The 16,945-nt window shown below is 64.1% G+C and carries 17 protein-coding genes; 7 read left to right on the top strand and 10 right to left on the bottom strand.

The window, feature by feature from the left end:
• Window positions 1–23 precede the first annotated feature (23 nt).
• Window positions 24–1,607, bottom strand: a complete 1,584-nt coding sequence (locus GSQ90_RS14670) for an NAD(P)/FAD-dependent oxidoreductase (RefSeq protein ID WP_158815596.1) — start codon at window positions 1,605–1,607, stop codon at window positions 24–26.
• A gap of 74 nt (window positions 1,608–1,681) precedes the next feature.
• On the opposite strand from GSQ90_RS14670, the gene GSQ90_RS14675 reads away from it, so the two are divergent.
• The 3 genes from GSQ90_RS14675 to GSQ90_RS14685 are packed head-to-tail and all read left to right on the top strand — an operon-like array spanning window position 1,682 to window position 4,428.
• Window positions 1,682–2,305, top strand: a complete 624-nt coding sequence (locus tag GSQ90_RS14675) for a helix-turn-helix domain-containing protein (RefSeq protein ID WP_158815597.1) — start codon at window positions 1,682–1,684, stop codon at window positions 2,303–2,305.
• 2 nt (window positions 2,306–2,307) lie between these two features.
• A complete protein-coding gene (locus GSQ90_RS14680) occupies window positions 2,308–3,585 on the top strand; it encodes an FAD-binding oxidoreductase (protein WP_158815598.1) in 1,278 nt (425 codons plus the stop codon).
• A gap of 24 nt (window positions 3,586–3,609) precedes the next feature.
• Entirely contained in the window at window positions 3,610–4,428 is an 819-nt protein-coding gene (locus tag GSQ90_RS14685) for an enoyl-CoA hydratase/isomerase family protein (RefSeq protein ID WP_158815599.1), read from the top strand.
• Window positions 4,429–4,456: 28 nt separating this feature from the next.
• Here GSQ90_RS14685 and GSQ90_RS14690 read toward each other — a convergent pair whose 3' ends face one another.
• Both GSQ90_RS14690 and GSQ90_RS14695 read right to left on the bottom strand, forming a co-directional pair.
• Window positions 4,457–5,380, bottom strand: a complete 924-nt coding sequence (locus GSQ90_RS14690; protein ID WP_158815600.1) for an alpha/beta hydrolase — start codon at window positions 5,378–5,380, stop codon at window positions 4,457–4,459.
• Between the two features lie 13 nt (window positions 5,381–5,393).
• Window positions 5,394–5,651, bottom strand: coding sequence for a phosphopantetheine-binding protein (locus GSQ90_RS14695; protein WP_158815601.1), 258 nt, complete (start codon window positions 5,649–5,651; stop codon window positions 5,394–5,396).
• 308 nt (window positions 5,652–5,959) lie between these two features.
• Between GSQ90_RS14695 and GSQ90_RS14700 the strand changes: the two genes are divergently transcribed.
• Together GSQ90_RS14700 and GSQ90_RS14705 are read left to right on the top strand one after the other, a co-directional pair.
• Window positions 5,960–7,183, top strand: a complete 1,224-nt coding sequence (locus GSQ90_RS14700) for an acyl-CoA dehydrogenase family protein (protein ID WP_158815602.1) — start codon at window positions 5,960–5,962, stop codon at window positions 7,181–7,183.
• Window positions 7,184–7,204: 21 nt separating this feature from the next.
• Window positions 7,205–8,128: an amino acid--[acyl-carrier-protein] ligase gene (locus tag GSQ90_RS14705; protein ID WP_158815603.1), complete on the top strand. Its 924-nt coding sequence runs from the start codon at window positions 7,205–7,207 to the stop codon at window positions 8,126–8,128.
• Window positions 8,129–8,156: 28 nt separating this feature from the next.
• Here GSQ90_RS14705 and GSQ90_RS14710 read toward each other — a convergent pair whose 3' ends face one another.
• Genes GSQ90_RS14710 through GSQ90_RS14720 form a run of 3 tightly spaced genes read right to left on the bottom strand, consistent with a single transcriptional unit; the run spans window position 8,157 to window position 10,498 of the window.
• On the bottom strand, window positions 8,157–8,891 hold the full coding sequence (locus GSQ90_RS14710) for an SDR family NAD(P)-dependent oxidoreductase (RefSeq protein WP_158815604.1): 735 nt from the start codon (window positions 8,889–8,891) through the stop codon (window positions 8,157–8,159).
• Entirely contained in the window at window positions 8,884–10,266 is a 1,383-nt protein-coding gene (locus GSQ90_RS14715) for an AMP-binding protein (RefSeq protein WP_158815605.1), read from the bottom strand. Before GSQ90_RS14715 ends, GSQ90_RS14710 begins: the two co-directional genes overlap by 8 nt.
• On the bottom strand, window positions 10,253–10,498 hold the full coding sequence (locus tag GSQ90_RS14720) for an acyl carrier protein (protein ID WP_158815606.1): 246 nt from the start codon (window positions 10,496–10,498) through the stop codon (window positions 10,253–10,255). The genes GSQ90_RS14715 and GSQ90_RS14720 overlap by 14 nt, the downstream gene beginning before the upstream one ends.
• Window positions 10,499–10,718: 220 nt before the next feature.
• Here GSQ90_RS14720 and GSQ90_RS14725 point away from each other — a divergent pair, with 220 nt between their 5' ends.
• Window positions 10,719–11,465: a hypothetical protein gene (locus GSQ90_RS14725; protein WP_246731614.1), complete on the top strand. Its 747-nt coding sequence runs from the start codon at window positions 10,719–10,721 to the stop codon at window positions 11,463–11,465.
• A gap of 66 nt (window positions 11,466–11,531) precedes the next feature.
• Window positions 11,532–13,211: a thiamine pyrophosphate-binding protein gene (locus tag GSQ90_RS14730; protein ID WP_158815607.1), complete on the top strand. Its 1,680-nt coding sequence runs from the start codon at window positions 11,532–11,534 to the stop codon at window positions 13,209–13,211.
• Window positions 13,212–13,235: 24 nt separating this feature from the next.
• Here the strand turns inward: GSQ90_RS14730 and GSQ90_RS14735 are convergent, their stop codons facing one another.
• Genes GSQ90_RS14735 through cbiE form a run of 4 tightly spaced genes read right to left on the bottom strand, consistent with a single transcriptional unit; the run spans window position 13,236 to window position 16,934 of the window.
• On the bottom strand, window positions 13,236–14,549 hold the full coding sequence (locus tag GSQ90_RS14735; protein WP_158815608.1) for a cobyrinate a,c-diamide synthase: 1,314 nt from the start codon (window positions 14,547–14,549) through the stop codon (window positions 13,236–13,238).
• Window positions 14,546–15,322, bottom strand: a complete 777-nt coding sequence (gene cobM, locus GSQ90_RS14740; protein WP_158815609.1) for a precorrin-4 C(11)-methyltransferase — start codon at window positions 15,320–15,322, stop codon at window positions 14,546–14,548. Before cobM ends, GSQ90_RS14735 begins: the two co-directional genes overlap by 4 nt.
• Window positions 15,319–15,723, bottom strand: coding sequence for a cobalamin biosynthesis protein (locus GSQ90_RS14745; RefSeq protein WP_246731615.1), 405 nt, complete (start codon window positions 15,721–15,723; stop codon window positions 15,319–15,321). The genes cobM and GSQ90_RS14745 overlap by 4 nt, the downstream gene beginning before the upstream one ends.
• Window positions 15,711–16,934, bottom strand: a complete 1,224-nt coding sequence (gene cbiE / locus GSQ90_RS14750; RefSeq protein WP_158815610.1) for a precorrin-6y C5,15-methyltransferase (decarboxylating) subunit CbiE — start codon at window positions 16,932–16,934, stop codon at window positions 15,711–15,713. Before cbiE ends, GSQ90_RS14745 begins: the two co-directional genes overlap by 13 nt.
• Window positions 16,935–16,945: the final 11 nt, after the last annotated feature.

A 16,945-nucleotide genomic window follows, 5' to 3' on the forward strand; every position in this document is an offset into this window, starting at 1 on the left:
GGCTCGCTGTCGGCCGGCCGCGTTCACAGACGACGGTCCCGTAAAATCTCGCGCGCCGCATTGTGGCCGACAACCGCGCCGACGCCCCCGCCCGGATGGGCGGATGAGCCGCATTGGTAGAGCCCCTTGATCGGCGTCCGGTAATCGGCCCAATGGGGCGCTGGCCGCGCCCAGAAGAGCTGATCGATCTGCAACTCGCCATGAAAAATATGGCCATGCGGCGAGCCGATCTTCGCCTCGATGTCGGGCGGCGTCAGCACCTGCATGTCGATGATGCCGCTCGAGAAGCCGGGCGCATATTCGTCGACCACCCGCAAGACGTTGCGCACGAGTTCATCCTTTCGCGTCGTCCAGTCGCCCTCCTTCAGCGTATGGGGCGCGTGACCGCCGAAGAGATGGACGACATGCTTGCCGGGCGGCGAGATGGTGTTGTCGACGAAGCTGGGCGTCACCGGCGTCACGAAGGGCTCGCGCGACATGTCGCCATATTTGGCGTCGTCATAAGCCTTTTCGAGGTAGTCGATCGTCGGGCCGAGGTGCGTGTAGGTCGGATAGGCGAATCCGCAGGCCTGCGCATCGAAGGCGGTATATTGCGGCAGCGCCTCGCAGGCGATGTTGATCTTGAAGGCGCTGGAGAATGTTCTGTAGGCCTCGATGTCGCGCACGAAATCGGCCGGCAGTTTGGATTTATCGAGAAACTTCAGAAAGGTCAGCTTGGCCGAAACATTGCTGGCGATGATGCTGGCCTCGTAGCGCGTTCCGTCCGCCAGCGTCACGCCGGTCGCGCGGCCATTCGCTGTTTCGATCGAAGCGACATCGCAATTCGTTTTGATCGTGAGCCCCTTCTCCTGTCCGGAGCGGGCAATGGCCTGGGTGATCGACCCCATTCCGCCGCGCACGAAGCCCCAGCCGCCGGCCCCCGCATGCTCGCCCATCACATGATGCATCACGACATAGGCGGACCCGGGGCTTTTTGGCCCGACAAAAGTGCCGATGCCGCAATAATAGGCGAGCACCGCCTTGACCTCGGAACTTTCGAACCATTCGGAGAGGTAGTCGTCGGCGCTCATCGTCATCAGGTCGATCAGGCGGAAGAGCTTGCCGCCCACACGGCGGTATTTCCAAAGGAACTTCGCCGTCTCCTTGAAGGAGCGCCAATCGCGGCATGAGGGATCGGGCGGCGTATCGAGCAGAATCTTCCGCATGATCTTGACCGAATCCATGAGATAGCGGTCAAACTCGGGATAGATAGCCGCGTCTTTCGCCGAGAAGCGGGCGAAAGACGCCTGCGTCTTGGCGATGTCGTCGGCGAAGATGATGTAATCCTTGCCCGGCAGCGGGCCGAACATGTCGGTCGCCGGAAGCACCTCGTAGCCGTATTTCGCGAGTTCGAGATCGGCGATGACCTTCGGATGCAGCAGACTCATCAAATAGCTGAATACCGAAAACTTGAAGCCCGGCACGACCTCTTCCGTCACCGCGGCTCCGCCGACCACATGACGCCGCTCCAATACGAGCGTTTTCAAGCCGGCGCGCGCGAGATAGGCGCCGCAGGTCAGCCCATTATGGCCGCCCCCAATGATGATGGCGTCATAGCGTTCGGCCATTCTTCTTTTCTCCGACGACTTAGCTTGCATTAAAATTTTGATACGCTATTTTTGTCAATAGAAAAATATCGCCCATGAATCGCATCTCCCGTTTGTCCCCTCCCAGCCGCGCCGAGACGCCGTCCGAGCCGCTTGACCCGAGCCAGCCGCGCCTGATCGGGAGCGAGATTCGCGGGCTGCGCAAAGCGCGCGCCATCACGCTGACCGAGCTTGCCGCGGCGAGCGGCTTGTCGATCGGCTATCTGAGCCTGCTGGAGCGCGATCGCGCGACGCCGTCGATCAAGGCGCTGCATGCCGTATCGCGCGCGCTCGGCGTCACCATCAGTTGGTTTTTCGAAGCGAACGACGTGCCGGAGGACGAACGCGATCTCGTGGTGCGGCGAGCGCGGCGGCGGCGGCTCGATTATTCGGCCGGCGTGGTCGACGAACTCTTGAGCCCCAACCTGACGGGCGCGCTTGAGCTTCTGTCGTGCCGGTTCCCTCCCGGCGCCTCATCGGGGGAGGAGCCGTACACGCATTCGGGCGAAGAAGCCGGCGTCGTGCTGCGCGGCCGGCTGGAGCTCTGGGTCGACGGCCGCATGGTGACGCTAGAGGCGGGCGACAGCTTCGGCTTCCAGAGCGCGCTGCCGCATCGCTACCGCAATCCAGGCCCGGATGAGGCGGAAGTGATCTGGGCGATCACGCCGCCAAGTTATTGAGGATGAGCCGTCTCGCCAATCTCTGGGAGGAGACGGCGGTCGCGGCGCCGACTGCCGAACCGCTCAAGGGCGAAGCCCGCGCTGACGTGCTGGTGGTCGGCGCGGGCTATCTCGGCCTTTCCGCCGCGCTTCACATCGCGGAAGCTGGCGGCGACGCCATTGTCCTCGAGGCGGAGGCGCCGGGTTATGGCGCATCCGGGCGCAATGGCGGGCAGCTTATCCCCGGACTCAAATATGACCCCGACGAAATCGAAGCTTTGTTCGGCCGCGAACGGGGCGAGCGGCTATGGCGCTTTGCCGGCGGCACGGCCGATTTCGTGTTCGGCCTCGTCGAACGGCTCGATCTGCGAGCCGAGGCCAGCCGCACGGCCTGGATTCAGGGCGTCCATTCCGAGAAGGCCGCCAGGCTCGCGCGGTCCCGCGCCGAACAATGGCAGAGACGCGGCGCCGATGTCGCCTATGTCGAGGCGCAAGAGGCGGAACGCCTGACCGGCGCCCGCGCCTATATCGGCGCTTTCGTCGATCGCCGCGCCGGGCGCCTGCAACCGCTTTCCTATGCGCGCGAACTCGCGCGCGCGGCGATCGCGGCGGGCGCCCGCGTCCATGGCGCCTCGCGGGTCGTCTCGCTCGACAGGCAAGGCGCCGGCTGGAAGGCGACGACGGCGACAGGAGCGCAGGTGATAGCCAAAAAGGTTCTCCTTTGCGGCAACGCCTATTCCGACGGATTATTCCCGGAGCTGCCGCGATCGATCGTCGCCGCAACGTCGCTGCAGATCGCGACCGAACCGCTGCCCGAACCGCTGCGGGGCGCGATACTTCCCGGCGGCGAAGTGTTGTCCGATACACGCAAGGTGATCCGCTATTGGCGGCTCGACGCGGCGGGGCGCCTGCTGATGGGCGGCCGCGGACCCTATCGCGAACCAGGGGCCGAGAGCGATTGGGCGCATCTGGTGCGCGCGGTGCATGGGCTCTATCCCGCTTTGCGCGGGATCGCCTTCACGCATCGCTGGGGCGGGCGTGTGGCGATCCATCCCGATTACTGGCCGCGGCTGCATGAGGTGCGCTCGGGCGTTCTCGCCGCGATCGGCTGTCAGGGACGCGGGATCGGCTGGCAGACGGCCATGGGCGCCGAGCTTGCGCGCCTGGCGATGGACGAGACCTACCAATCCGTCCTTCCCGTTTCACCCATCAAGCCGATCCCGTTCTCGCCGCTGAAGCGCGTCGGCTTTACGGCGGCGCTCCATACGATGCGGGCGCTCGACCGGTTGGGGCTTTCCTGAGGCGGCATTTCACGGGAGAACAGCATGTCGGAACCTGAGACTGAGACGCTCACGATCGAACGGCGCGGCCCTGTCGCCATCCTGTCCTTCAATCGCCCGCGTGTGCTTAACGCCTTCGACGGCCCGCTTGTCGAGGCGACCACGCGGGCGATGGCCGAATTGTCCGCGGACGAGAAAGTGCTCGCGATCGTGGTCCGCGGCGAGGGGCGCGCCTTCTCGGCGGGATTCGACCTCAAGGCCGGCGCCGCGACGGCCGGTCAGCGCATGCTCGCTGACTGGCGACGAGTGCTGGAAGCCGATTTTGCGTTCATCATGGCCTGCTGGGACTGTCCAAAGCCGACGATCGCCGCCATCCATGGCTTTTGCATCGGCGGCGCGTTTGAATTGTCGCTCGCCTGCGACATCACAGTGGCGGCGGCGGGCACGCGCCTCGGCGCGCCGGAAGTGAAGTTCGGGTCTGGCGCGGTTGCAATGCTGCTGCCCTTCGTCACGGGCGCGAAAGCCGCCAAAGAGATCCTGCTCACAGGCGACGACCATCTCAGCGCCGAGCGCGCGCTGGCGCTCGGCATCGTCAATCATGTGACGCCGGCGGGCGAGGAGATGGCCAAGGCGCTCGCCATCGCCGAAAGCATCGCCGCCGCCGATCCGGTGGCGGTGCAATTGTCGAAACGCGCGCTCAATCGGAGCTACGAAGCCATGGGCCTGAAGACAGCGCTCGCCCAGGCGCTGGAAATCGACATTTTCATTGAAGGCGCCGGCGGCCCAAAGCGCGCCGAGTTCGATCGCATCCGCCGGGAGCAGGGCTTAAAGGCCGCCCTCGCCTGGCGCGACGGGACTGCTTGATCCGCATCGACGCCGGCCATCACGCCGCTCACGCGAACGCTTCGCGAATTTCCGCGCCGATCGCCGCCAGAGCGGTCGCGGCGTAAGGAATGGCGGCGCCAAGGCCGTAGAAATGATGGATCATGCCGGGATGTTGGCAATGGTGGACTTCGACGCCGGCGCGCGCCAGCGCAACGGCGTAGAGAGCGCCTTCGTCGCTCAACGGATCATATTCGGCGGTATGGATGAGCGCGGGCGGCAGATCGTGAAAATCGATCGCCTGCGACGGGGAAACCATAGAATTATCGGGGTCGAGCCCCTCGATGCGATAATGCTCCCAATAGCGGATCATCGTTCGCTCTTCGAGAAAATAGCCGGTTCCGAGCGCCTGCCGCGATTGGGTGCGGCCCAGCGCATCCATAACAGGGCAAAGCAACACTTGCAGCGCGATTCGAAGGCCGCGCTTTCTGGCCAATTGGCAAATGACGACGGCCAGATTGCCGCCCGCCGAATCCCCCGCCACGCCGATGCGCGCGGGATCGAGGCCAAAGCGCGCGGGCTGCGCATTTATGATTTCGACGGCGGCGAGGCAATCTTCGATGGCGGCCGGAAAGCGATGTTCGGGCGCCAGACGATAATCGACGGCGATGACCCGGCATTGCCCTGCTGCGGCCAAGGCGCGACAGATGCCGCCATGCGACGCCAAGTCGCCCGACAGCCAGCCGCCGCCATGAAAGTAGATAAGTCCCGGCAGAAACTCTTGAGACAGCGCGGCGGGCGAATAGATTCGGATCGGAATCGCGCCGCCCGGCAAACGTTCGTCGCGCTCGTCGACTCGAACGCCCGGCGTTGCGCCCGCAAAAGCGGCCAGCCCCGTGAGCCCTTCGCGCATCTCCGCGATCGTCGGCTCGCTTGTTCGACCTTTTGCACTGGCGCCCGCCAGATCTAGAAAACGGCGCGCGAATCTGTCCATGGCCATTCGAGCGTCAAAGGCTCCGCAGGCGGCCGACCAGCGCTTCGACCGCTTCGATCGAGCGGAAATTGTCCGGATGCAAATCGGCGTCCGGGATGGAAATGTCGAACTCGACCTCGACGGCAAGCATCAGCTTGACCATCGCCATCGAGGTGAGGCCGGCGGCGTAAAGATCAGCGTCGCTGGCGAGACCGGCGAGCGAAGAGCGCTCAGGCATGACCTGACCGACAATTTCAACGAGCCGGCTGGTCATATCGGCACGGTCCAACATGTTCGTCACCTTCTGTCCCAGGATGGCACAACATCGCAGCCATACCTTTTGAATCGAATATGATCCTTCTCATAAACTAATCGTATTAATTTTCGACCAACGTTGCCTCAAAAAACCCCTCGATTGCGGAACAAATTGTTAACTAGTGGACGAAAGCTTTCTCGATTATTTGTAGAAAATGCGCGATAGGTGGTGCAAGCAACATTAAATACGATCATACATCAGATAATCGGGGTTCATTATTATTAATATACTCGCGCTCCGCTAGCCGTCGTTGATGTGGCGCGAGATACCGGAGACTCGGGATCATGACTTCGAACATCAGCCGCTTCCCCCTTCGCAACGCCCATGCCAACGCCGCAGCTAAAGATAATTCGGGAAGCCTGAGGACGCGCGCGGCGGCGGCCGCGGAAGTCGCGGCCAGATTTGCCGATGCGGTCGATCGCGAGGGCCGCTTCCCCAAGGAAGCCTTCGACGCCATTCGCGAACAGAGATTGCTGGGCATATTGATCCCGGCGGCGCTAGGCGGCGAAGACGCGAGCGCCGCGGAAGTCGTGGATGTCTGCTACATCCTGGGCCGCGCCTGCGCCTCAAGTGCGATGATCTATGCGATGCATCAAACCAAGATCGCCTGCCTGGTCCGCCATTCCGCAGGCAATGTGTGGCAGGAAGGCTTGCAGCGGCGGATCGCCGAAAAGCAATTGCTGATGGCGTCATCAACGACCGAAGGCGCCAATGGCGGCAACATCCGCTCCAGCGAAGCGGCGATCCAGACCAAAGGTTCGCGCATCGCCCTGGAGCGCAACGCCTCCGTCATCTCTTACGGCGAACATGCCGACGGCATCGTGACGACTGCGCGCCGCGCCGAGGCCGCCGCCAGTTCGGATCAGGTGCTGGTCGCTTTCCTCAGAGAAGATTACACGCTGGAGCGCACGCAATCCTGGGATACGCTGGGCATGCGCGGTACCTGCAGCGTCGGCTTCATGCTGCGCGCGCAAGGCGATCCCAATCAGATTCTGCCCGAACCCTATGATCGCATTCACAGCCAGACCATGATGCCGCTCGCCCATTTGTTCTGGAGCGCCGCATGGAGCGGCGTCGCCGCCGGCGCAGTGCAGCGCGCGCGCGCTTTCGTGCGCAAGGCGGCGCGCGCCGCTGAGGGCAAACTCCCTCCGGCCGCGGCGCATCTGACGCGGGCGCGGGTTTCGCTCGAAACTTTGCGCGGCGCGGTTCAATCCGCCTTGCGGAAATTCGAGCTTCATTCCAGCGATCCGCAAAGCCTGACCGCGATGGACGTCCAGATCGCGCTGAACTTCCTGAAAGTGGAAGCTTCCGAGCTTGCCGTCACGATCGTCATGAGCGCGATGCGCGCCTGCGGCCTGTCAGGATATCGCAATGACAGCGAATTTGCGATGGGCCGGTACCTGCGCGACATCCTCTCTTCGCCGATCATGATCAACAATGACCGTATCCTCGCCGATTCGCAGGCCGCCGTAATGATGAGCGACGTCCCAGCCGGATTGAGCGAATAATCAAACAACGGGAGCGCCCGCATGACGATAGCCCAAAAAACATTCGGCCAACCCAAGGCCTCGCCGGAAGTTCTGCTCGATACTTTGTTCCGGCCGATGGGCGTCGATGGCGTTTATGGCCGCACCGGGCGCTATGAGGGCGTCGTCGAAGCGCTCGCCGCGCTGATCTCCAGGCATCGCGAACCGCAAGCGGAAATTCTCCGCTTTCCCCCGGTCGTTAGCCGCGCTTTGATCGAGAAATCGGGTTATCTCAAAAGCTTTCCCCATCTGTTGGGTTGCGTGTGCTCGCTAAGCGGGAGCGAGCGCGAAATCGGCGCCGCGGTCGACCGCTTTGCCGCAGGGCAGGAATGGACCGACGCCCTATCGACCGGCGACCTGGTTCTGGCCCCGGCCGCCTGCTACCCGATCTATCCGATGGCCGCCGCCGCGGGGCCGGTCCCCGCCGATGGCCTGATGTTCGACGTCGCCAGCGATTGTTTCCGCCGCGAGCCGTCGCGCGACATCGACCGGTTCCAGTCGTTTCGCATGCGCGAATATGTGTTCATCGGCGCGCCCGCGCAGGTGCAGGCGTTTCGCGAGCGCTGGATGACGCGCGCGACGGGCATCGCGGACGCGCTGGGGCTCAGCTATCGCGTCGAGACAGCCAGCGACCCGTTCTTTGGGCGCGGCGGCGTGCTGGTCGGCAAGGCCCAGGTGCAGCAGGAATTGAAGTTCGAACTGGTCGTGCCGGTTCGCTCCGCCGAACAGCCGACCGCGTGTATGAGCTTCAATTATCACCGCGATCATTTCGGATTGACCTGGAATATGCGCAATAGCGCGGGCGAGCCCGCTCACACCGGCTGCGTCGCCTTCGGCATGGATCGTCTGGCCGTCGCCTTGTTCGCCACGCATGGCGTCGAAGTCGCGCAATGGCCGGCATCGGTCAGGGCCGTGCTCCAACTCTGACCGGGCAAGGGCCCGGCGAAGGCAAAGCTTAGGCGGTGCTGCCGGCGTCCACCGTCATCACCGCGCCGGTAATGTTGCGGCCTGTCTCGCCGATCAAGAACGCGGCCATATCCGCGATATCGCCGGCTTCCGCCAGGCGGCGCAAGGCGCTGCGGTCGGCGATGCGTTTGCGTTGGGCGTCGTCGAGCCCGCGCGTCATTTCCGTATCGATGAAGCCCGGCGCAATGGCGTTGACCGTGATCCCCAAGCGCCCAACCTCGCGCGCAAGCGATTTGGTGAAGCCAATCATCGCGGCCTTGCTGGCGCCGTAGACCGAGAGCGCGTTATAGCCAGTCGAAGCGATGATCGAGGACAGGTTGACGACGCGTCCCCGGCCCTCCGCCATCATGCCGCGCACCACATATTTCGTCAGGACGATCGGCGAAAGGTTATTGAGACGCAGCAACGCCTCGATCTGGCTATTGGGCATTGTCGCAAGCAACCCTTCCGTGCCGATGCCCGCATTATTGACCAGGCCGTATATCGGCCCTCGGTCGCGACGCGCTTGCCGAACGAACTCGGGCATGGCTTCGATTTGCGCGAGATCAAGCGCCGCGAAGCGCAGCGCGCCGGCCGCCTGCCCTTTACCGGCGGCGATCGCCGCCTCGAGCTCGTCGCTCGTACGCCGTGCGACCGCGGTGACGTCATAGCCGGACGACGCGAGCTTTCTGGCGATCGCCAGCCCGATGCCTCGACTCGCGCCGGTGACAATCACATTATCCATTGCGCGCGAGCTTTCCGCTTGGCGTGACGGCGAGCGTGGGAACGAAGCGAACGAGCGCCGGCACTTTATAAGGCGCGAGCTGCCTCGCGCAGGCGGCGATGATCTCGTCCTTCAAGCCCGGCGCTTCGATCACGCCCTCATTGAGGACGACATCGGCCGCGACCAGCGCGCCGGTGATCGGATTCCGGCGCGCTTTCACGAGGCTGGCGTGCACGCCGGCGTGCATATTGATCACCGCCTCGACTTCCTCCGGGTTCACTTTGGCGCCGCCGACATTGATGATGCCGCCGCGGCGTCCGACAAAATAACCCCGATCGCCGCGCAGCTCGATCATGTCGCCGGTGTCGACGAAGCTTTCGGCGTCGCGCAAAATTGGGGCGCTTTGGCCGAGATAGCGCAAGGCCGTGCGGCCGGAGCGGATGGCCAGCGAACCGTCGACAACTTTCAGGGCGGCGCCATTGTCTCGTTCACCCAGATAGGCGGCCGGGAATCCAGCCTGTCCGTCTTCGACCTCGAAGCCGACGCCCGCTTCCGTCGAGGCGAAGGCATGGGCGACGCGCGCGCGGGGATAGAGAGCCGCCAATGCATTGAGCACGGAAGAATCGGCGATTTCGCCCGACAGGCGCACATATTCGGGGTCCATGCGACGCGCCGCCGCGTTCATCAGAACCAGTCGCCAATGCGAGGGCGTTCCCGAAATATGCGTCACACCTGCGACGCCTGCGCGGATCAGAAAATCGTCGACCGTCTCGCCGGCGTTCCGCAACGTCAACGAGCCCCTGCCGGCAATCGCGCGCAAGAAAATCTGCAGGCCGCCATAGCGCCGGATGTCATAGAACGTCGCCCAATTCTGGACCAAGGCTTGCGGGGCGCTGCGCGTAATCGCGCCGGTCAGCGTCGCCAGGGTATGAACGACCATTTTCGGATCGCCGGTGGTTCCGGAGGTCAGCAGCACCCATTCCGTGGCAAAGCGCCTGACGGTCGACGCCGCGCGCGGTTGCAAGGGCAAAACGCAGGGCGCGAGGATCGCGACATCGACCCCTTGCGGCGGCGGGTCGTCCCCGCCGTAGACGATGGCGTCGGCCTCGGCGTCGCGGATGACGGCGCCCCAATGCTTCGACTCAAGATCGGGCGGACAGAGGACGATGCGGCGCGCCCAGCCATCAAGCTCGATCAGCGCCGCCGCGGTCTTCAATTGGTCGCCGGCCATCAGGACGATTGAACGGCCCTCAAGCGCGTCGAAATAGCCGCCAAGACTCGTTGCATTTGAAAAATCGTCAAGCGCGAGGGAGGCGCCCATCATCCCAATCGCCCGGCCAACGCCGGCGCCGGCCTTAAGCAGATCCGTCAGCGACAGAGATTCAGGCTGCGACATGTTCGTAGAAGGCGATCAGCTCGCCGATCGTATTGGGAAATTTGACCTCGGCGGACGCCGTAAAAGGGTCGACGCCGATCGCATCTTCAAGACGCGCGACCAAGATGGCGAAGCAAAGGGAATCCAGGCCAGAATCAAGCAATGACAAATCGTCGGTCAATGGCGCGAGCGTTTTCTTCTGTTCGGCCGCAACCTGCTGAATCTGCGAGATTATTATTGATCTGGTCGTCATTTGTCGCTGCGCCTCAGCATTTGGTAACGTCTGCAGTGTACTCTATTTTGCATGTATTCCGTTAATGAACTGAATAGACGGTAAACCGATGCTGGCGTCCAAGAAACCTGACGTTCGCTGTCGTCTCATCGAAGACGACGACATCGACGCCGTCGTTGATTGCCTGCGCCGCGGATTTCCGTACCGACTCAGGGCTTACTGGGCCAGAGCGCTGAAACGAATGTCCAAGCGCCCGGCCATCGAGGATTTTCCGCGATACGGCTACTTGCTTGAGGCGCCAAGCGGCGTCGTCGGTGTCTTGCTGGTGATTTACTCGCGCCGAACCGGGGCTGCGGGGGAGAGCATCTTCTGCAATCTTTCGAGTTGGTGCGTCGACCTGGAATTTCGCAGTTATGCCGTTGTTTTGCATGCCGTGGCGGTGAAACGCAAGGACGTGACCTACATCAATGTTTCGCCGGCCGCGCATACGAGGCGCGCGATTGAAGCGGTTCGTTTCAAACGATTCTGCGATGGTCAGATCGTCTTTGCGCCGATCCTGTCCACCTGGCGATCCAATGTCCGCGTCGCAGCTTTTGCGGCGGACGCGCCCGAATCGACTCTGCTGTCGGAAAGCGAGCGCGCGATTTTGGCCGAACACGCCGCGCTTGGGTGCCGCGCGCTCGTCTGCGTCAAGGACGGCGTCGGCTATCCCTTCGTTCTTCAGCGGCGGGCGGCTTTCCATCGTCTCATTCCTTGCCAGCAGTTGATCTATTGCCGCAGCATGGACGAATTTGTTTTTTTCGCAGGGGCGATCGGACGGTATTTGGCGCTGCGCGCCTGGCCGATTTTCCTTGCCGACGCCAATGGGCCAGTGCTGGGACTCATCGGAAAATATTTTGCCGGATATGGCCCGAAATATTTCAAAGGCCCGGTTCCGCCGAGCCTCGGCGACCTGTCCTACACCGAACTGGCGATCCTGGGGCCCTAGCCCAAATGGCTAAGCGCGCCACATCCCTTCGGCTCGCCTTCTCTCGGAATGAGGAATCTGAGTCCTATGCAAAAGTCGAACGGCCCCCGCAGCGCCGCGCAGGCGCTTGTCGATCAATTGATCGTCAATGGCGTACGCCATGTTTTCTGCGTTCCCGGTGAAAGCTATCTGGCGGTGCTGGACGCTTTGCGCGACCGCGAGGTGGCGATCACCGTTTGCCGTAACGAAGCGGGCGCCGCGATGATGGCCGAGGCGATGGGCAAAGCGACAGGGCGGCCTGGCGTCTGTTTCGTCACGCGCGGTCCGGGCGCGACCAACGCCTCGCCCGGCATCCACATTGCGCGCCATGACTCGACCCCGATGGTGCTTTTTGTCGGACAGATCGAACGCGCGTTCCTCGGCCGCGACGCCTTTCAGGAAGTGGACTACCGCTCTTTTTTTGGCTCCATCGCCAAATGGGCGACCGAAATCGACGACGCGAACCGGGTGCCGGAGATTGTATCGCGCGCCTTTCAAACCGCGATGGAAGGGCGCCCCGGCCCCGTCGTTGTCAGCCTGCCCAAAGACATGTTGACCGAGCCCGCTATGGGCGCCGACGCGCGCGCCAGCGAGCCGGTCGAAACTTTTCCCGGCGCGGCCGCGATGGCGGAATTCGAGACCCTGCTGGCGGCGGCGCGCCAACCCTTTCTTATCCTGGGCGGCACGCGATGGAGCGAGGCGGCCGTTCGATCCGTCCAGCATTTCGCCGAGAGATTCGAATTGCCCGTGGCGACAAGCTACCGGCGCGGCCCTCTCTTCGACGCTTTGCACCCTTGCTACGCCGGCGATCTTGGCCTTGGCCCGAACCCCAAGCTGATCGCGCGGATCAAACAATCCGACCTGCCGATCCTGCTGGGCGGGCGTCTGGGCGAAATCCCGTCGCAGGGCTTCACTTTGTTCGAAATCCCCGGCCCGCGCGCCGATCTCGTTCATATCCATGCATCGGCCGAAGAATTCGGCCGCCTCTACCAGGCGCGGCTTTCCATTCACGCCACGCCGATCGGTTTCGCGACCGCGCTCGAGGCGCTCAACCCGCGCGCGCCGATCCGCTGGGGCGGACAAACAGAGGAAGCGCATAAAGACCTGATCGCCTGGACGGAAGTCGCCACGCCGCAGCCGGGCGCCGTCAATCTTGGCGCGGTCATGGTCTGGCTACGCGAACACGTTCCGCCCGATACGATCCTCTGCAATGGCGCCGGCAATTACGCCTCGTGGATTCATCGCTTCTATCGATTCCGGCGCCTCGGCAGCCATATCGCGCCGACCTCCGCGTCGATGGGCTATGGCGTGCCGGCGGCGGTGGCGATGCAGCGGCTCTACCCTGAGCGGCTGGTGCTGTCGGTCAATGGCGACGGCGATTTCCTGATGAACGGCCAGGAATTCGCGACGGCGGTCCAATATAATCTGCCCATCGTCGTGATCGTCTGCGACAACGCGAGCTACGGCACGATCCGCATGCATCAGGAGCGCGAATATCCTGGCCGGGTCGTCGCGACCGATTTGCGCAACCCGGACTTTGCCTCTTATGCGCGCGCCTTTGGCGGGTTCGGCGTCACTGTAGAGAAGACGGAGGATTTCCCCGCCGCGTTCGAAGCAGCCCGCGCCGCGCATGCGCCCGCGATCATCCATGTGAAAATAGCGACCGACGCCATCACGCCATCGGCGACGCTGACGCGGATCAAGGAACTCGCGCTGGCGAAGGCTTGAGAAAGCGCGGCGGCCAAGTCGCGCTTATTGCGCTTCGGCAATGATGTGAAAAAACCCGCCTGTCACATGGCCACGGCGGGAGCCTGATGGCGTCGGGGCGGCGCCATAGGCGTCGCTGACATGGGCGAAACAATCATCGCCGCCGATCGTCAGCAAAGTCGAATAATGGAATTCATGGCCTTTGAACTTTCGCCCGGCAGGGCCGAGGCCGCAGGCCACATCAAGGCGCGCATCCCTATAGCCGAGATTCATCTTGCGCTTGGCGAAGCTGGTCTCGACGCCGAGCAGGCCGGCCATGCGATGAGCAGCCCCAGTGGCGTCGGTCAAGGCGGCGCCGAGGATCATGTAGCCGCCGCACTCGCCATGCACGGGACGGCCTTCGGCAAAACGCTGCAAACCGCCGAGGAAATTTTCGGCGGCGGCGATGCGTCCCGCATGGAGTTCGGGATAGCCGCCGGGCAGCCAGCAAAAATCGCTGTCCATAGGCGGCGCCTCATCGGCGAGCGGGGAAAAGAAGCGGATTTCGGCGCCCGCATCGCGCCAGCTTGAAAGCAGGTGCGGATAGAGAAACGAGAAGGCGGCGTCGCGCGCGATCGCGATGCGCTGCCCGGGCGGAGACAGCGCTCGCGTCTTGCCATCATTCGTGAGGCGCAGGGGTTGCGCAAGGCCGCGCAACGCCGCCAGATCGACATGGGCGGCGACGGCATCGGCGATGCGCTCGAGCCGCGCCTCGAGATCGTCCGTCTCCATCGCCTGAACGAGGCCGAGATGACGTTCGGGCAGCGTCATATCGTCGAGGCGCGGCATCGACCCAACGACGGGCACGCCAAGCGCCTCGATCGCATCGCCCGCCAGTCGCCGATGACGCGCGCTGCCGACGCGGTTGAGGATCACGCCGGCGATGGCGATGCGTGGATCATAGGCGGCGCAGCCCTTGACGATGGCCGCAGCCGATTGCGCTTGGCCGGAAACATCAAGGACAAGCAAGATGGGCGCGCCGAGCGTCGCGGCGACATCGGCCGAGGCCCCCGACCGCCCTGGCGCCGCCGGCACGCCGTCGAACAATCCCATCGAGGCTTCGCAAAGAAAGAGAGCGCGGCCCTGCGCCGCGCGGGCGGCGAGGCTCAGGATGAGCGAAGGCGGCATCGCCCAGCTATCGAGATTGAGTCCGTCGCGCCCCGAGGCCGCCGCGTGAAAAGCCGGGTCGATATAATCAGGCCCCGATTTGACGCCCACGACATCGAGCCCCAGCCGCCGATAAGCGCGCAACAGGCCGAGCGTCAGCGTCGTCTTGCCGCTGCCCGACCGCGGCGCCGCGATGACCAGTCCCGGAATCATCGCGTTTTCTCCGGTCCGTCGCCGCCGCGAAAGCGCCTGACATAATCGGAATTATAGAGCGCGCTCTCAACAAAATCCGTCGCCGACAAAGCCGGTCCGACGAAGATCAGCGCGGTGCGCTCGATCGTCGCCGCCTTCGCCTGCGCCGCTATATCCGCCAACGTGCCGCGCAGAATGAGTTCGTCGGGCCATGACGCGCGGTAAACGATCGCGACGGGACATTCGGCGCCATAATGGGGAATGAGTTCGGCGATTAGCCTGTCTAGCACATGGATCGACAGATGGATGGCCAGAGTCGCGCCGGTCGAGGCGAAGACAGAGAGCTTCTCGCGCTCCGGCATCGCCGAAGCGCGGCCCGACGTGCGCGTGAGCACGACCGATTGCGCGATTTCCGGCAACGTAAGCTCCTTGCCCAAAGCCGCCGCCGCGGCGGCGAAGGCGGGCACGCCGGGCGTGATCGTAGTGGGAATCGCCAGCGCTTCGAGGCGCCGCAATTGCTCGCCCATCGCGCTCCAGATCGACAGATCGCCCGAATGGAGCCGCGCGACGTCTTGCCCCTTCGCATGCGCGTCAACGCATTGCGCGACGATGGAATCGAGGTCCATCGCCGCGGTGTCGACGATACGGGCGCCGGGCGGGCAATGCGCGAGCAGAGCTTCAGAGACAAGCGAGCCCGCATAGAGGCAGACCGGACAGCGCGCCAGCAGATCGCGCCCGCGCAGGGTGATGAGATCGGCCGCGCCAGGGCCGGCGCCGATGAAATGAATGGTCATGCGGGGCGGTCCGTGTTGGTTGGCGCCAGCGCAATCGCGCAAGTCGCGCCATGGGCCGCGAGACGCGGCCCGAGCAGCTTCGCATCCGGCCCCGCGCCCGCAAGCGCCGCCGCCTCGGCCACCGAAGCCAGTCCGAACCGGCTTTGCGCCGCCGCGGAGCGCGTGAGAAGGCGCGGCATTGTGGCGGCGAGCGCTTGGCGGGAGAGAAAGACGAGATCGAACCCAAGCTCTCGAGCGGCGGCGCTCAAGCCGGGCTCGTCGCACTTGTCCACCACGCTAAAAAGACGCCGGACGCCCTCGAGATCCTGACGATCGGCAAGCGCGCGCCGCACGATGTCAACAATGGCCTCGCTCGCGCAAGCCTTGCGGCAGCCAAGCCCAATGGCGATCATTCCGGCCATGGCTTTTCCCATCTCCATTGAACAACCGGCATGGCGGGCCGCCAGCCGTGGAAACGGCCAAGAGAATCGGCCCGTGCGATATTCGCCTGCACGAGATCGCCGCCGCGACGCTCGAATTGCCTGATCAGTTCAGCGTGGCCTTCGAGCGTCACCGCATTGGCGACAAGCCTTCCCCCAGGCGCCAGCGCATTGAAGAGATGATCGAGCAGCCCTTCGGCGCTGGCGCCGCCGCCGACGAAAATCGCGTCGGGGCGCGGCAGGTTCGCGAGCGCTTGAGGCGCATGGCCCTCGACAATCTGAAGGCCCGGAACGCCAAGCGCCGCCGCGTTGCGGGCGATGCGGGCGGCGCGCTCGGGATGGCGTTCGATCGCGATGGCGCGATTGGCCGGATCGCACAACATCCATTCGATCGCCACCGAGCCGGAGCCGGCGCCGACATCCCAGAGAAGCTCGCCGCGACGCGGCGCGAGAGCCGCCAAGGTCATCGCCCTGATCTCACGCTTGGTAATCTGGCCGTCGTGCTCGAATAAAGAATCTGGCAGCCCGCTGGCGCGCGGCAACACACGCGCGCCTGCTTCCGCCACGACTTCAAACGCGATCGTGTTAAGGCCCGCGATATCGTCAAGAGCGAAATCCTTGGCGAGGGCGCTGCGCAATCTCTCCTTGGCGCCGCCCATCGCCTCGCAGACGATCAACTTCGAGCGGCCCATGCCGCGCGCGACGAGCAATTGCGCGAGCTTGCCCGGCGTCGACCCATCCCAGGACAGAGCCAGAAGACGCGCGCGCGGCTGCAAATGCGGGATGACCGCCTCCAGCGCGCGCCCATGCAACGAGAGCGTCACGCAATCCTGCAGGCTCCAACCGAGCCGCGCGGCGGCGAGCGAGAAAGCCGAGGGCGCGGGCAGGCAGATCATTTCCTCCGGCGAAATATGGCGCATCAGCAGGCTACCGACGCCAAAGAAGAAAGGATCGCCGCTCGCCAGCACACAGACCGGCTCGCCGCGCCGCGCCAGAACGACCGGCATGGCGTCGTCGATCGGTGAGGGCCACGTCAGGGTCTTATCGCCCGCGAGCCCCGCTAGCTTCAGGTGCCGCGCGCCGCCGACGACCAGCGAGGCTTGCGCGATCAGCCGCCGTGCGGCAGGAGAAAGGCCATCGAGACCGTCTTCCCCGACGCCGATGATGGAGAGCCAGCGGCTTTGCGGGGTCACGGGATCGCACC

Source organism: Methylocapsa sp. S129 (genome assembly GCF_009765995.1).
Lineage (GTDB): Bacteria > Pseudomonadota > Alphaproteobacteria > Rhizobiales > Beijerinckiaceae > Roseiarcus.

What these genes read in the sequence shown, in the direction of transcription:
- GSQ90_RS14670 (WP_158815596.1), bottom strand. Translation starts at nt 1,607, where the DNA reads ATGGCCGAACGCTATGACGCCATCATCATTGGGGGCGGCCATAATGGG.
- GSQ90_RS14675 (WP_158815597.1), top strand. Translation starts at nt 1,682, where the DNA reads ATGAATCGCATCTCCCGTTTGTCCCCTCCCAGCCGCGCCGAGACGCCG.
- GSQ90_RS14680 (WP_158815598.1), top strand. Translation starts at nt 2,308, where the DNA reads ATGAGCCGTCTCGCCAATCTCTGGGAGGAGACGGCGGTCGCGGCGCCG.
- GSQ90_RS14685 (WP_158815599.1), top strand. Translation starts at nt 3,610, where the DNA reads ATGTCGGAACCTGAGACTGAGACGCTCACGATCGAACGGCGCGGCCCT.
- GSQ90_RS14690 (WP_158815600.1), bottom strand. Translation starts at nt 5,380, where the DNA reads ATGGACAGATTCGCGCGCCGTTTTCTAGATCTGGCGGGCGCCAGTGCA.
- GSQ90_RS14695 (WP_158815601.1), bottom strand. Translation starts at nt 5,651, where the DNA reads ATGTTGGACCGTGCCGATATGACCAGCCGGCTCGTTGAAATTGTCGGT.
- GSQ90_RS14700 (WP_158815602.1), top strand. Translation starts at nt 5,960, where the DNA reads ATGACTTCGAACATCAGCCGCTTCCCCCTTCGCAACGCCCATGCCAAC.
- GSQ90_RS14705 (WP_158815603.1), top strand. Translation starts at nt 7,205, where the DNA reads ATGACGATAGCCCAAAAAACATTCGGCCAACCCAAGGCCTCGCCGGAA.
- GSQ90_RS14710 (WP_158815604.1), bottom strand. Translation starts at nt 8,891, where the DNA reads ATGGATAATGTGATTGTCACCGGCGCGAGTCGAGGCATCGGGCTGGCG.
- GSQ90_RS14715 (WP_158815605.1), bottom strand. Translation starts at nt 10,266, where the DNA reads ATGTCGCAGCCTGAATCTCTGTCGCTGACGGATCTGCTTAAGGCCGGC.
- GSQ90_RS14720 (WP_158815606.1), bottom strand. Translation starts at nt 10,498, where the DNA reads ATGACGACCAGATCAATAATAATCTCGCAGATTCAGCAGGTTGCGGCC.
- GSQ90_RS14725 (WP_246731614.1), top strand. Translation starts at nt 10,719, where the DNA reads ATGTCCAAGCGCCCGGCCATCGAGGATTTTCCGCGATACGGCTACTTG.
- GSQ90_RS14730 (WP_158815607.1), top strand. Translation starts at nt 11,532, where the DNA reads ATGCAAAAGTCGAACGGCCCCCGCAGCGCCGCGCAGGCGCTTGTCGAT.
- GSQ90_RS14735 (WP_158815608.1), bottom strand. Translation starts at nt 14,549, where the DNA reads ATGATTCCGGGACTGGTCATCGCGGCGCCGCGGTCGGGCAGCGGCAAG.
- cobM (WP_158815609.1), bottom strand. Translation starts at nt 15,322, where the DNA reads ATGACCATTCATTTCATCGGCGCCGGCCCTGGCGCGGCCGATCTCATC.
- GSQ90_RS14745 (WP_246731615.1), bottom strand. Translation starts at nt 15,723, where the DNA reads ATGGCCGGAATGATCGCCATTGGGCTTGGCTGCCGCAAGGCTTGCGCG.